Source organism: Pseudomonas sp. 58 R 12, assembly GCF_900005865.1.
In the GTDB taxonomy this organism is placed as follows: Bacteria; Pseudomonadota; Gammaproteobacteria; order Pseudomonadales; family Pseudomonadaceae; genus Aquipseudomonas; species Aquipseudomonas tritici.
In genome coordinates, this window is sequence record NZ_CVTP01000022.1 from 1 (window position 1) to 13,197 (window position 13,197).

Here is a 13,197-nt window from a genome sequence, read left to right on the forward strand (position 1 = left end):
CTAAAGCAGTTACACGGAGTACAGCCGTGGGAGCGTTGCCGCCTCTGGAAAAAATGGCTTGATGAAAACCATCAAGACAGTTGCTCCCACATTTAAATCGGTTTACACACATAAGGCCCGGTCGCCTGACAAGCAGCCATCGCAAGCAAGCCAGCTCCCACAGGGGTTATTGATCACATTCATGATCGCGTTCAGTCGAATAAGCTATGGTGCTCACAAACAGTAAGCAGTGAGCCACCATGCCCTTCCTCGCCCGCACCCACCCTCGCCTCTCCGCCGCCGCCGTGTTCGGGCTTGCCGTGGGCATCCTGGCGCCCGCCGATACGCTCGTCAGCAAAATCCTCATCGGCTGGAACGCCGGGGTCTGGACCTACCTGGTGCTGATGCTGTGGCTGACCCGTCGTGCCAAGGCCGAGGACGTCAAGCGCATCGCCGAGATCGAAGATGAAAACGCCGGTTCGGTCCTGTTCACGGTGTGCATCGCCGCCATCGCCAGCCTGGCAACCATTACCTTCGAACTGGTCGGCAGCAAGGACCTCGCCACCTCTGAACGTCTGCTGCACTACGGCTTTACCGGGCTGACGGTGATCGGCTCATGGTTGCTGATTGGGGTGATTTTCAGCGTGCATTACGCGCGCCTGTATTACACCTGGGGCGGCAAGGAGCCGGCGTTGCGTTTTGCCGAAGGTTTGCTGACGCCTAACTATTGGGACTTTCTGTACTTCTCCTTCACCATCGGCGTGGCGGTACAGACCTCCGACGTGGGCGTCGCCACCCGTGGCATGCGTAAAGTCGTGCTGGGGCAATCGCTGATCGGGTTTCTGTTCAATACCGCGATCCTGGGCTTCTCGATCAATATCGCCGCCGGGCTGTTCGGTTGACGCTGCACAAACCTTCTAGACGCCCACCACGCGCCGGGCGCTAATAGCCTCACTTATTCCGCCTCGGTGTTTTATGGCCGCGCACAATTGGATCGACCTGTCCCAGGACGCCGACACCGGCATCGAGACCCTGCGCGCGCACTTTGAAGGCCACGCCTACGACCCGCACTGGCACGACAGCTATCTGATCGGCGTTACCGAACAAGGCGTGCAGCAATTCAACTGTCGCCGCGCCCGCCACAACAGCGTGCCCGGCCAAGTGTTTCTGGTGGAACCCGGCGAGCTGCATGACGGCGACGCGCCCACCGCCGACGGGTTTACCTACCACATGCTTTACCTCGACCCTCACTGGTTGGCGCGGGAAGTAAGTGCAGTGTTCGAAGAGGCACCGCAGGGCAGCCAACTGGGTTTCGCCAGCACCTTGACCAGCGACCCACGCTTGGCCCTGGCCACCAGCCAAGCCTTCCAGACCTTGCACTGCGGTGAGCTGCGTATCGTTCGGCAACAGGCCATGGACCACTTACTCGAACGTCTCACCGGCCAACTCTATTGGCGCACCCGTTACCGTGAAGATCCACGATTGCCGCTGGTGGCACACAAGGCGCGCGAATACCTGCATGCCCATCTGCACGTTGATGTGGGTATGGACGAACTGGCCCTGGCCTGCGGCGTCGACCGTTTCCGCCTGAGCCGCGCCTTCAAAAGCGCGTTTGGCCTACCTCCCCACGCTTACCTGGTGCAACTGCGCCTGGCCCGTGCCCGGCACTTGCTGGCCAAGGGCGAACAACCGGCAGACGTAGCGATTGCCCTGGGCTTTGCCGACCAGAGCCATCTGGGCCGCTGGTTTGTGCGCGCCTACGGCCTCACGCCTGCGGCGTACCGCAAGCGCTGCTCAAATCTTCCAGACAGGTGACGCACAGGCTTGTGAAGATCGACACCATCGCTTGGTCTTTCGGAGTCTGCTGCCATGTTGCCGTTCATGCTGTTTGCTTTTGTTGCGTCTATCACCCCCGGCCCGACCAACATCCTGGTCCTGAGTAACAGCGCGCGTCATGGTTTCAAAGCCGCTTTGCCGATCATTCTCGGCGCCTGCGCCGGAGCTGCGAGCCTTGTATTGCTGGTGGGGAGCGGCGTTGGCCAGTCGTTGGTGCAGTTGCCAACAGTGCAGATGGCCATGCAATGGATCGGCGTCGCCTGGCTGAGTTACCTGGCCTGGCAGATCTTCAGCGCACCTGCAAAGGCCCTCGAAGTGGATACCCCCGAAAAGCCTCTGGGCCTGATCGGCGCGGCCAGCCTGCAATTGATCAACCCGAAGACCTGGATGATGGCCCTCGCGGTAGTCAGTGTGTTTGCCGGCAATGGTGCTGATCGCCAGAGCCAGGTGGTGTACCTGTCCCTGGTGTTTTTCCTGATCTCGCTGCCGTGCCTGGGCACCTGGGCGCTGTTGGGCGCCGGGTCGGCTAGGGTGTTTCGTTCGGCCAAGGCCATGCAGCGTTTCAACCGAGGCATGGCCCTGTTGTTGCTGGTCGCGACCTGGCTGAGTGTGGTGGTTTGACGCACCGGCTATCTGACTCTGTCCTACAACAACTTGACGACTTTCCTCATTTGATGGTTTCCTGAAACCGGTTTCAGTCATTCCAATAAAAATAGAAGGTCGATGACCGTGAACAACTTTTCTGCCGCCCAGCGCAGCCGTGTGACCATGCTTGACGTGGCCGAGCGCGCCGGCGTGTCCAAGGCCAGCGTGTCGCGCTTTATCGGCGACGACCGCGCCCTGCTCTCCGATGCCATTGCCCTGCGCATCGAGCAAGCCATCGAACACCTTGGCTACCGTCCCAACCAGATGGCCCGAGGCCTGAAACGCGGCCGCACCCGCCTGATCGGGATGTTGGTGGCCGATATCCGCAACCCCTATTCCATTGCCGTGATGCACGGCGTCGAAACCGCCTGCCGCCAGCACGGCTACAGCCTGGTGGTGTGCAACACCGACCGCGACGACGAGCAAGAACGCCAGCACTTGGCGGCGCTGCGTTCGTACAACATCGAAGGGTTGATCGTGAACACCCTCGGCCATCACGTGGACCAACTGCTGGAACTGCAACGGGAAATGCCACTGGTGCTGGTGGACCGCAAGGTCGAACCGCTGCACAGCGACCTGGTCGGCCTGGACAACCCGGCGGCGGTGCGTATGGCGGTGGAACACCTGGAGCAACAGGGTTACCGCGATGTCCTGCTGGTGAGCGAAGCCACCGACGGCACCAGTTCGCGGTTGGAGCGCCTGGAGAGCTTCAAGGCTGAGGTTGCCAGCCGCCCGGCGTTGACCGGTGCGGTGCTGGAGCTGGATGGCGAGCTGGAAACTCATCTGCGCACTTTCCTTGCCAAACCCGGCGCCAAAGCGTTGTTCTGCGCGAACGGCGTCGCCGCGCTGGCCTGTACCCGTGCGCTCAAGAATCTAGGCTGCAACCTGTTTGAGGATGTCGGTCTGATCGCCCTGGATGACCTGGATTGGTACCCGCTGGTGGGCACTGGCATCACCGCCCTCGCCCAGCCGACCGAGGCGATTGGCGCCACGGCGTTCGACTGTTTGCTCAAGCGCCTGCGCGGCGATACCGAGCCAACGCGTACCGTGGATTTCTTGCCACAACTGATCATTCGCGGCTCAACCCAGCCTCAGCGAGGAAACACCCCGTAGCAGCTGTCGAGCCCGAGCGAGGCTGCGTCGGCGGTACATCAGAGACACCGCTGACGCAGCCTCGCCGGGGCTCGACAGCTGCTACGCCACTCTTGTTTCAACATTTTCGTATAAAAATGAAACCGGTTTCAGAGGTACACAACAATGCATAAATACCCCGTTTCCATCAGCCTTTCCAGCTACGGCGCCGACTTGGTACGCCAGCAGGGCCAATTGAGTTTTGTCGAGATACTCACCGCCGCCGGGGCCCAGCGCATCGAATGGCGCGAAGAGCTTTTAACGGATGAACAGCCTACCGAACTGGCCCAGGCCGCGGCGCAGCAGGCCCTGGAATCGGTGTTCTCGTCCCCCTTGGAGCTCTGGGTCGCCGGCCGCGCCCAACCCAATGCCGAACTCGCGGCGACCCTGGATCGGGCGCAGGCGTTTGGCTCACGCTGGTTGAAAGTTTCCCTCGGCTACTTCACCGACACCAACGACCTGGAAAGCTTGCACGCCCTGCTCAGCCGCCACCCGGTCCAACTGCTGGTAGAGAACGACCAGACCCTGCACGGCGGCCGGATCGAGCCAATGCAACGTTTCTTCACCGAGGTGGAACGCCTCGGCCTACCGGTGAAAATGACTTTCGATATCGGCAACTGGCAATGGCAGGACCAATCCGCCCTCACCGCCGCACGCCTGCTGGGCCGACATGTGGATTACCTGCACTGCAAGGCGGTGGCCCGGCGCGCAGATGGCAAGTTGGTCGCCCTGCCGCCTGGCGCCACCGACCTGCATCTGTGGGAACAACTGCTCAAACACATGACTCCAGGTATTACCCGGGCCGTGGAATTTCCGCTGCAAGGTGATGACTTGATCGAAATCACCGCGCAACAAGTCGCCGCCCTCACCCTGCTGGGCCAACCTCGTGCGGAGAATGCGCATGTCTGAGATCGATATCCTCTCGTTTGGTGAAACCATGGCGATGTTTGTCGCCGAGCAAACCGGCGATCTGGCCGACGTGGCCCAATTCCATAAACGCATCGCGGGCGCCGACAGCAACGTCGCGATTGGCCTGTCGCGCCTGGGCTTCAACGTGGCCTGGCTGAGCCAGGTGGGCAACGATTCCCTCGGGCGTTTTGTGGTCGACACCCTGAAGAAAGAAGGCCTGGATTGCCGGCATGTGGCGGTCGATACGTTGCACCCCACCGGTTTTCAGCTCAAGTCCCGCGAAGAGGACGGCGATGATCCCCAAGTGGAGTACTTTCGCAAGGGTTCCGCGGCCAGCCATCTGTCGATCGCGGCCATCAGCCCTGCCTTGCTGCAAGCCCGCCATCTGCATGCCACCGGTATTCCGCCGGCGTTGTCTGAGGCGACGCGTGAGCTGTCCACCGAATTGATGACACAAATGCGCAAGGCCGGGCGCAGCGTGTCGTTCGACCCCAACCTGCGCCCGTCGCTGTGGCCCGACCAACAAACGATGATCCGCGAAATCAACGCCCTCGCGGCTCTTGCTGATTGGGTGCTGCCGGGGTTGAGTGAGGGCCGTTTGCTCACCGGTTTCGATGACCCGGCCGACATCGCCGCGTTCTACCTCGACCAGGGCGCCGAAGCCGTGGCCATCAAGCTCGGCCCGGACGGCGCCTACTACCGCACCCAGATGGACCAAGGCTTTGTCGCCGCCGTGCGGGTGGACAAGGTCGTGGACACGGTCGGCGCCGGTGACGGTTTTGCCGTGGGCATGATCAGCGCTCTGCTGGAAAACCTCAGCTTCCCCGAGGCGGTTCGGCGCGGCAACTGGATAGGCAGCCGCGCCGTGCAGAGCCGTGGCGACATGGAGGGTTTGCCCACCCGTTCAGAGTTACCCACCCGATCCGTCGCGTAACCCACACCCTGTTGCCACAACTACAACAAGCTCAGGAGCAACTCCATGGAAACCGTGAAACTCGCCACCCGCCGTTGGTGGTACATCATGCCTATCGTGTTTATCACCTACAGCCTGGCGTACCTGGACCGCGCCAATTATGGCTTCGCCGCCGCCTCCGGCATGGCCGAAGACCTGATGATCACCCCCGGCATGTCGTCGTTGCTGGGTGCACTGTTTTTCCTCGGTTACTTTTTCTTCCAGGTGCCGGGCGCGATCTACGCGCAAAAGCGCAGCGTTAAAAAACTGATTTTTGTCAGCCTGATCCTGTGGGGCGGCCTGGCTACCCTGACCGGCGTGGTGTCCAACGCCTACATGCTGATCGTAATCCGTTTCATGCTGGGCGTGGTGGAAGCGGCGGTGATGCCGGCCATGCTGGTGTACCTGTGCCACTGGTTCACACGTGCCGAACGTTCCCGCGCGAACACCTTCCTGATCCTTGGCAACCCGGTGACCATGCTGTGGATGTCGGTGGTGTCGGGCTATCTGGTGCAGCATTTCAGCTGGCGCTGGATGTTTATTATCGAGGGCCTGCCAGCGGTGCTGTGGGCGTTTATCTGGTGGAAGCTGGCCGATGAGCGTCCAAAGGATGCCAAGTGGCTCAGCGATACTGAGAAACAAGACCTGGAAACCGCGCTGGCCGCTGAACAGGTCGGCATCAAAGCAGTGAAGAACTACGCCGAAGCCTTCCGTTCGCCCAAGGTGATCATCCTCGCGCTGCAATTTTTCTGCTGGAGCATCGGCGTGTACGGTTTTGTGCTGTGGCTGCCGTCGATTCTCAAGGCCGGCTTGCAGATGGACATGGTCGAGGCCGGCTGGCTGTCGGCGCTGCCGTATCTGGCGGCGGTGATCGGCATGCTCGTCGTCTCCTGGGGTTCGGACAAGCTGCAAAAACGTAAGCGTTTTGTGTGGCCGCCGCTGCTGATTGCCGCCATCGCTTTCTACGCATCCTACGTACTGGGCGCCGAACACTTCTGGTGGTCGTACACCTTGCTGGTGATTGCCGGCGCCTGCATGTATGCGCCCTACGGTCCGTTTTTCGCCATCGTCCCGGAAATCCTGCCGGCCAACGTCGCCGGGGGCGCCATGGCACTGATCAACAGCATGGGCGCCCTCGGTTCGTTCGGCGGTTCGTACCTGGTGGGTTACCTCAATAGCAGCACCGGCTCGCCCGGCGCCTCGTACCTGCTGATGAGCGGCGCGCTCATGTTTGCGGTGGTGCTGACGATTTTCCTCAAGCCCGGCGCCAGCGACCGCTCGCCGGCGCCAACCCTGGAGTTGAAGGTAAAGCCCTCATGAAAAAGTCTGTCGTGTTGTACAAGAAACTGTCCGCGCCGCTGATGGCGCGCCTGCATGAAAAGGCCGACGTCACGCTGATCGAAGCGCTGGATGACGCTGGCCTGGCCAAGCTGCGCGACGCCCTGCCCGGCGCCCATGGCCTGCTGGGGGCCAGCCTGCGCCTGGATGCAAAACTGCTCGACCTGGCGCCGCAGTTGGAAGCGATCGCCAGTGTGTCGGTGGGTGTCGACAACTACGATATCGACTACCTGACGAGGCGCGGCATCCTGCTCAGCAACACCCCGGACGTGCTCACCGAAACCACCGCCGACACAGGCTTTGCGCTGATCCTCGCGACGGCCCGGCGTGTGGTCGAACTGGCGGATATGGTGCGCGCCGGCCAGTGGAACAAAAACGTTGGCCCGTCGCATTTCGGCAGCGACGTGCATGGCAAGACCCTGGGCATCATCGGCATGGGCCGCATCGGCGAAGCCTTGGCCCAGCGTGGGCATTTTGGGTTTGGCATGCCGGTGATCTACCACAGCCACTCGCCCAAGCCGGCGGTGGAAGCACGCTTTGGCGCGCAGTACCGCAGCTTGAACGACTTGCTGCAACAGGCCGACTTTGTCTGCCTGACCCTGCCGCTCACCGCTGAAACCGAGAAATTGATTGGCGCGGAGGCGTTTGCACTGATGGGCCCGGAGACGATCTTTATCAATATCTCGCGGGGCAAAGTGGTGGATGAGGCGGCGCTGGTCGAAGCGCTGCAACAGCGCACGATTCGGGCGGCCGGGTTGGATGTGTTTGAGCGCGAGCCGCTGAATCACGATTCGCCTTTGTTGCGCTTGAACAATGTGGTGGCCACGCCGCATATCGGCTCGGCGACCCATGAGACGCGGGAGGCAATGGCCCAATGTGCGGTGGATAATCTGTTGCAGGCGTTGGCCGGGGAAAAGCCGCGAAACCTGGTAAATCCAGGGGATTGGAAACGCTAACCCCTGACACACCACAAAAACCAATGTGGGAGCTGGCTTGCCTGCGATAGCGGTAGATCAGTCATTGAAGTACTGACTGACAGATTGCTATCGCAGGCAAGCCAGCTCCCACAGTTGACGTGCAGTGACTGTTAGATCACAAACCGCGCCACCATCCCATTCAAATCCACTGCCAACCGCGACAGCTCATGGCTGGCCGCGCTGGTCTGGTTGGCACCTGCTGCAGACTGAGTCGCCAGGTCGCGGATGTTCACCAGGTTGCGGTCCACTTCGCGGGAGACCTGGGCCTGCTCTTCCGAGGCACTGGCGATCACCAGGTTGCGTTCGTTGATCAGGCTGATGGATTGGGTGATCTGCTCCAAAGCCACCCCGGCGGCGCGGGCCATTTCCAGGGTGTTTTGGGTGCGTTGGTTGCTCTGCTGCATCGATTGCACGGCTTCACCGGTGCCGTTCTGGATACCGGCGACCATTTTCTCAATCTCTTGAGTGGACTGGGCGGTGCGATGGGCCAAGGCCCGCACTTCATCGGCCACCACCGCAAAGCCACGCCCGGCTTCACCGGCACGCGCCGCTTCGATGGCGGCGTTGAGCGCCAGCAGGTTGGTCTGCTCGGCAATCGCGCGGATCACGTCGAGTACCTTACCGATGTCGCGGCCCTGGGTAGCCAGGCCTTCGATCATCACGGCGGTATTTTGCACGTCCTGGGTCATGGTCTGGATCGCACCGACGGTGTCCATCACTCGGTCGCGGCCTTCGCGCGCGGCCTGGTTGGACTGCCCGGACGCTTCGGACGTCGACACAGCATTTCGTGCGACTTCTTCCACAGCGGCGGTCATCTCGTTGACTGCCGTCGCGGCCTGGTCGATTTCATTGTTCTGTTGTTGCAGGCCTTTGGAGGCTTCCTCGGTGACCGCGCTCAACTCTTCAGCAGCGGAGGCCAGTTGCGTGGCCGAACCGGCGATATGCTGGATGGTCTGGCGCAGGTTGGTTTGCATGGCTGCCAGCGCACTGAGCAACCGCGCCGGCTCATCCTTGCCATCGTCTTCGATGGGTTTGCTGAGGTCACCACTGGCGATGGTTTCGGCGACTGCCAGGGCCTTGCGCAGCGGCGTGACGATGCTGCGGGTGAGCAGCCAGGCCAGCAGCACGGTGAGCAATGCGGAAGCGACCGAAACGGCAATAACGCCGGTAATCGCACCTTCATAGCTCTGCCCTGCTTCGGCATCGGCGGTCTTGGCATCGGCCGCGTTGAGCGCGATCAGCTTGTTCAACTGTTCGCCCATCTGGTCGGTGCCGTCCTTGATGCGACTGTTGATCAGGGCGCGCATTTCATCGACCTTGCCTTGCTTGGACAGGGCAAGCATCTCAGCCTGGGCCTTGAGGTAGTTGTCCAGCGTCGTGACAAACGCGTTGTACACGGCCGTCTCCTCCGGGCCGGAAGGCAGCTCGTCGTAGCCAGCCTGGGCCTTCTTGACCTTGTCAGCTAACACACCTATGCGGGTTTCGGCTTCCTGCAGGGCGGCCGGTTCGCGATTGACCAGCACACGGAACGACAGGATGCGAAGGCGCAGCACGTTTTCAGTGATGTTGCCCAGGAACGTCACGCTGGGCAGTTGGTTGGTCCCCATGTCCATGGAGGACTGGCGTATCTGCGTCATGCGGTTGACCGCAAACACCCCCAAAACAACCACTAACAGTGCAATGAACGCGAATCCGAGAAACGCTCGTGGGGCAATATTCAGCTGACGAAGGGACATAGGGGGCAGCTCTCAGAAATAGTGTTTGCGAGCATCCCTGCCGCGAAACGATCTGTCAGCGTCAACGCGCTGCTCAAACCTTGGTCACCACTTTTGTTATTGATATGTGGGCCTATACGAGGTATCGGCAGGCTTCGACGTTTTACGCAGGGTTTTATAAATATTTATTTACACTTCTGACGACTGGCCATTTCTGGCATCCTGCGCCTCCATTTTCTGACCCGAGCCCGCATTTTGTCTGACGCTCAAGCCCCCCGCCCGCGCTATAAATCCGACCTGATCTACGGCCTGGAAGACCGCCCACACTTCACTGCGGCGATTTTTGCCGCGTTGCAGCATGTGCTGGCCAGCTTTGTCGGCATCATTACGCCCACGTTGATCGTCGGTGGCGTGCTGGGCCTGGAAAGCGAAGTGCCCTACCTGGTGAGCATGGCGCTGTTTGTGTCGGGGCTCGGCACCTTTGTGCAGGCACGCAAATTCGGCCCGATTGGCTCGGGTTTGCTGTGCCTGCAGGGCACCAGTTTTTCCTTTATCAGTGTGATTCTCAGCGCGGGTTTTATGGTCAAGGCCCGGGGCGGCGGCACGGATGAGATCCTCTCGACGATCTTCGGCATCTGCTTTTTCGCGGCATTTATCGAAGTGGTGCTGAGCCAGTTCATCGGCAAGCTGCGCAAGCTGATCACCCGGTGGTCACCGGCACCATCATTACCTTGATGGGGTTGTCACTGATCAAAGTCGCGGTGACCGACATGGCCGGCGGCTTTGGCGCCAGCGACCTCGGCGCCGCCAGCAATATGGGCCTGGCAGCGCTGGTACTGCTGACCATCGTGGTGCTCAACCGTTTTAACAACCCGTTCCTGCGCCTGGGGTCCATCGTGATCGGCCTGACCCTGGGCTTCGTGGTGGCCTGGCTGATGGGCCGTGTGGACCTGGCGGCACTGCCACAGGTGCCGTTGATCAGCGTGCCGGTGCCCTTCAAGTACGGGTTCTCGTTCGACTGGGTGGCGTTTATCCCGGTCGCGGTGATCTTCCTGATTTCGCCCCTGGAAGCGGCGGGCGACCTGACCGCCAATTCGATGATTTCCCAACAGCCGGTCAAGGGCCCGCTGTATATCAAGCGCATCAAGTCCGGCCTGTTGGCCGATGGCCTCAACTCGGCGATGGCGGCCACCTTCAACAGCCTGCCGATGGTGACCTTCGCCCAGAACAACGGCGTGATCCAGTTGACCGGCGTGGCGAGCCGCTACGTGGCGTACTTTATCGCCGGCCTGCTGGTGTTGCTGGGGCTGTTCCCGATGATCGGCGCGGTGCTGCAATTGATGCCCAAGCCGGTATTGGGCGGCGCGACCCTGATCATGTTCGGCACCGTGGCCGTGGCGGGTATCAAGATCCTCGCCGAAGCCGGGTTGCACCGACGCAATGTGTTGATCGTGGCGATCTCCCTGGGCATGGGCCTGGGCGTTGCCGCTGTGCCGGAAGTACTGCGCGAGCTGCCCAAGGCGCTGCACAACATCTTCGAATCGCCGATCACCGTGGGCGCATTCTGTGCAATCCTGCTGAACATTTTCCTGCCGGAAGAGTTCATAGAGCTGGAAGAAGATGAATTTGATCCGGAGTCCTCGACCCTCAAGGTGATGCAGGACCCGGACGTCACGAAATAGGAGCACTGTTATATGCGCAAGCTCATGGTTCTATCGCTACTGCTGCTGACCCTGAGCGCCTGCGCGCTGTTCCCCAATCGCGACCCGGTGAACATCAACGTGGTGGGCATCGAACCCCTGCAAAGCCAGGATCTGGAAGTACGCTTTGCCGTGAAGCTGCGGGTGCAAAACCCCAATGAAACGGCGATTGACTACAACGGCGTGGCCCTGGACCTGGAGGTCAATGGACGGCCGTTGGCGTCTGGGGTGAGTGATCAGAGCGGGTCTATCCCTCGGTTTTCCGAGACGGTGCTGATGGTGCCGGTGAGTGTTTCGGCGTTTTCCGTGTTGCGCCAGACCTTGGGCCTGAGCCAAACCCAAAGCTTGAACAACCTGCCCTACGTGCTGCGGGGCAAACTGGCGGGTGGCTTGTTCGGTACGATGCGCTTTGTCGACCGTGGCACGCTGGACCTCCCGAATACGGTGACTTGGTAAACGCCATGCAGCCTGTATTGCTGACTGACCGCCTGATCCTGCGCCCGCTGACCCTCGACGATGCAGAGGGAATCCAACAGCAGTTCCCCCATTGGCAAGTGGTGCGCTACCTGAACGCCCTGGTGCCGTGGCCTTACCCGGCCAATGGTGCACACGCTTACCTGGAACAGATCGCCCTGCCCGCCATGGCCCGTGGCGAGGAATGGCACTGGTCGATCCGCTTGAAAAGCGCGCCGGAGCAGTTGATCGGCAATGTCAGCTTGATGGATGAGCAGGACAACAACCGAGGCTTCTGGCTCGGCCCACAGTGGCAGGGGCAAGGGTTGATGAGTGAAGCCAGCGCGGCGGTGACCGACTACTGGTTTGGTGTGCTTAAACGCCCGGTGATGCGCGTGCCCAAGGCCGCCCCTAACCGGGGATCGCGGCGCATCTCCGAACGCACAGGCATGCGTTTGATCAGGACGGAGAAAGGCGAGTTTGTCGAGGGCAGCTTCCCAAAAGACATCTGGGAAATGACCCGCGATGAATGGCTGAAATCCAAATCCCTCAGCCAATGAAAACCCATTTTTCTACCGCGTTTCAGTCCGTGATATAGCGCACGCCCGGCTTCGCTCGTTCATCCACCGTCAGCTCGAACACATCCGGCCGGGCGTAGTGCCCCACCACGTCATAGTCATACCGCGCTCGCACCAGGTCAGCCGTATCGATTTGCGCCGTCAACAACCCCGCCTTACCCAGCAAAGGCCCCGCTAAAATATCGCCCATCGGCCCGACAATCACGCTGCCGCCCGCGATCAACGGACGCTCCGACGGCCAGTTGGCCACCGCCACCCCCAGCGCCTCGGGCGAAGCCTGCACCTGACACGCACTGACCACAAAGCAGCGCCCCTCATGAGCCACATGGCGCATGCTCACCTGCCACATCTCACGCTCGTCCACTGTCGGTGCGCACCACACTTCCACACCCTTGGCGTACATCGCCGTGCGCAGCAGCGGCATCATGTTTTCCCAACACACCGCGCCGCCGATGCGCCCGACTGCCGTATCGATTACCGGCAAGGTTGAGCCATCGCCCTTGCCCCAGATCAGTCGTTCGGTGCCGGTAGGCATCAATTTACGGTGTTTGGCGACCAAGCCACCCGCCGGTTTGAAGTACAACACCGTGCAATACAACGTGCTGCCACTGCGCTCGATCACGCCAAGCACCAGGCTGGCACCGGTACGCGCCGACAGGCCGGCCAGCGCTTCGGTCTCGGCGCCCGGCACATCGATGGCATTGGCAAAATATCGGGCAAAGGCTTCCCGCCCCTCGGGCAGGCGATATCCCAGCTGCGTGCCGAAGCCCTCGCCTTTGGGATAGCCACCCAGCAATGCCTCGGGCATCACCACCAATTGCGCGCCGCTGCGCGATATTTCGTCTTCATAGGCGAGGATCTGCGCCAGGGTTTCAGCCTTGCCACCCGGCAAGGAGCCAATTTGCAGGGCCGCTACAGTCGATACAGGCATCACGATCACTCCGAAGTCAGGGGGTTGCCCATTCTCCCGCCAGCCTCGATCAT

12 protein-coding genes and 1 pseudogene are annotated in these 13,197 nt (G+C 61.1%); 11 read left to right on the forward strand and 2 right to left on the reverse strand.

All coding sequences use genetic code 11. From position 1 onward, the window contains the following. The first annotated feature begins 239 nt into the window (after positions 1–239). From BFP95_RS20390 to BFP95_RS20425, 8 genes are all read left to right on the forward strand, one after another. On the forward strand, positions 240–881 hold the full coding sequence (locus BFP95_RS20390) for a DUF1345 domain-containing protein (protein WP_065876353.1): 642 nt from the start codon (positions 240–242) through the stop codon (positions 879–881). 73 nt (positions 882–954) lie between these two features. After that, positions 955–1,794 (forward strand): AraC family transcriptional regulator, encoded by an 840-nt coding sequence (locus tag BFP95_RS20395; RefSeq protein ID WP_065876354.1) that lies wholly within the window; start codon positions 955–957, stop codon positions 1,792–1,794. A gap of 54 nt (positions 1,795–1,848) precedes the next feature. Next, positions 1,849–2,436, forward strand: coding sequence for a LysE family translocator (locus tag BFP95_RS20400; protein ID WP_065881557.1), 588 nt, complete (start codon positions 1,849–1,851; stop codon positions 2,434–2,436). 108 nt (positions 2,437–2,544) lie between these two features. Then, on the forward strand, positions 2,545–3,573 hold the full coding sequence (locus BFP95_RS20405; RefSeq protein ID WP_139115321.1) for a LacI family DNA-binding transcriptional regulator: 1,029 nt from the start codon (positions 2,545–2,547) through the stop codon (positions 3,571–3,573). Positions 3,574–3,717: 144 nt separating this feature from the next. Beyond that, positions 3,718–4,500: a sugar phosphate isomerase/epimerase family protein gene (locus tag BFP95_RS20410; RefSeq protein WP_065876357.1), complete on the forward strand. Its 783-nt coding sequence runs from the start codon at positions 3,718–3,720 to the stop codon at positions 4,498–4,500. After that, a complete protein-coding gene (locus BFP95_RS20415; RefSeq protein ID WP_065881559.1) occupies positions 4,493–5,434 on the forward strand; it encodes a sugar kinase in 942 nt (313 codons plus the stop codon). The genes BFP95_RS20410 and BFP95_RS20415 overlap by 8 nt, the downstream gene beginning before the upstream one ends. A 45-nt stretch (positions 5,435–5,479) precedes the next feature. After that, positions 5,480–6,772: an MFS transporter gene (locus BFP95_RS20420; protein ID WP_065876359.1), complete on the forward strand. Its 1,293-nt coding sequence runs from the start codon at positions 5,480–5,482 to the stop codon at positions 6,770–6,772. Further along, on the forward strand, positions 6,769–7,746 hold the full coding sequence (locus BFP95_RS20425) for a 2-hydroxyacid dehydrogenase (RefSeq protein ID WP_065910616.1): 978 nt from the start codon (positions 6,769–6,771) through the stop codon (positions 7,744–7,746). The genes BFP95_RS20420 and BFP95_RS20425 overlap by 4 nt, the downstream gene beginning before the upstream one ends. Positions 7,747–7,877: 131 nt before the next feature. Here BFP95_RS20425 and BFP95_RS20430 read toward each other — a convergent pair whose 3' ends face one another. Beyond that, a complete protein-coding gene (locus tag BFP95_RS20430; protein WP_065876361.1) occupies positions 7,878–9,503 on the reverse strand; it encodes a methyl-accepting chemotaxis protein in 1,626 nt (541 codons plus the stop codon). Between the two features lie 234 nt (positions 9,504–9,737). Between BFP95_RS20430 and BFP95_RS20435 the strand changes: the two are divergent. The 3 genes and pseudogenes from BFP95_RS20435 to BFP95_RS20445 all read left to right on the forward strand — a co-directional run bounded on the left by BFP95_RS20435 (position 9,738) and on the right by BFP95_RS20445 (position 12,195). Continuing rightward, a pseudogene (locus BFP95_RS20435) lies at positions 9,738–11,164 on the forward strand (nucleobase:cation symporter-2 family protein). Between the two features lie 12 nt (positions 11,165–11,176). Beyond that, positions 11,177–11,638, forward strand: coding sequence for an LEA type 2 family protein (locus tag BFP95_RS20440; RefSeq protein WP_025857294.1), 462 nt, complete (start codon positions 11,177–11,179; stop codon positions 11,636–11,638). 5 nt (positions 11,639–11,643) lie between these two features. Further along, positions 11,644–12,195 carry a GNAT family N-acetyltransferase gene (locus BFP95_RS20445; RefSeq protein WP_065876363.1) on the forward strand — a complete coding sequence of 184 codons (552 nt, stop codon included), beginning with the start codon at positions 11,644–11,646 and terminating at the stop codon, positions 12,193–12,195. Positions 12,196–12,217: 22 nt separating this feature from the next. Here BFP95_RS20445 and BFP95_RS20450 read toward each other — a convergent pair whose 3' ends face one another. Then, positions 12,218–13,144: a carbon-nitrogen hydrolase family protein gene (locus BFP95_RS20450; protein ID WP_065910617.1), complete on the reverse strand. Its 927-nt coding sequence runs from the start codon at positions 13,142–13,144 to the stop codon at positions 12,218–12,220. Positions 13,145–13,197 lie beyond the last annotated feature (53 nt).

What these genes read in the sequence shown, in the direction of transcription:
- BFP95_RS20390 (WP_065876353.1), top strand. Translation starts at nt 240, where the DNA reads ATGCCCTTCCTCGCCCGCACCCACCCTCGCCTCTCCGCCGCCGCCGTG.
- BFP95_RS20395 (WP_065876354.1), top strand. Translation starts at nt 955, where the DNA reads ATGGCCGCGCACAATTGGATCGACCTGTCCCAGGACGCCGACACCGGC.
- BFP95_RS20400 (WP_065881557.1), top strand. Translation starts at nt 1,849, where the DNA reads ATGTTGCCGTTCATGCTGTTTGCTTTTGTTGCGTCTATCACCCCCGGC.
- BFP95_RS20410 (WP_065876357.1), top strand. Translation starts at nt 3,718, where the DNA reads ATGCATAAATACCCCGTTTCCATCAGCCTTTCCAGCTACGGCGCCGAC.
- BFP95_RS20415 (WP_065881559.1), top strand. Translation starts at nt 4,493, where the DNA reads ATGTCTGAGATCGATATCCTCTCGTTTGGTGAAACCATGGCGATGTTT.
- BFP95_RS20420 (WP_065876359.1), top strand. Translation starts at nt 5,480, where the DNA reads ATGGAAACCGTGAAACTCGCCACCCGCCGTTGGTGGTACATCATGCCT.
- BFP95_RS20425 (WP_065910616.1), top strand. Translation starts at nt 6,769, where the DNA reads ATGAAAAAGTCTGTCGTGTTGTACAAGAAACTGTCCGCGCCGCTGATG.
- BFP95_RS20430 (WP_065876361.1), bottom strand. Translation starts at nt 9,503, where the DNA reads ATGTCCCTTCGTCAGCTGAATATTGCCCCACGAGCGTTTCTCGGATTC.
- BFP95_RS20440 (WP_025857294.1), top strand. Translation starts at nt 11,177, where the DNA reads ATGCGCAAGCTCATGGTTCTATCGCTACTGCTGCTGACCCTGAGCGCC.
- BFP95_RS20445 (WP_065876363.1), top strand. Translation starts at nt 11,644, where the DNA reads ATGCAGCCTGTATTGCTGACTGACCGCCTGATCCTGCGCCCGCTGACC.
- BFP95_RS20450 (WP_065910617.1), bottom strand. Translation starts at nt 13,144, where the DNA reads ATGCCTGTATCGACTGTAGCGGCCCTGCAAATTGGCTCCTTGCCGGGT.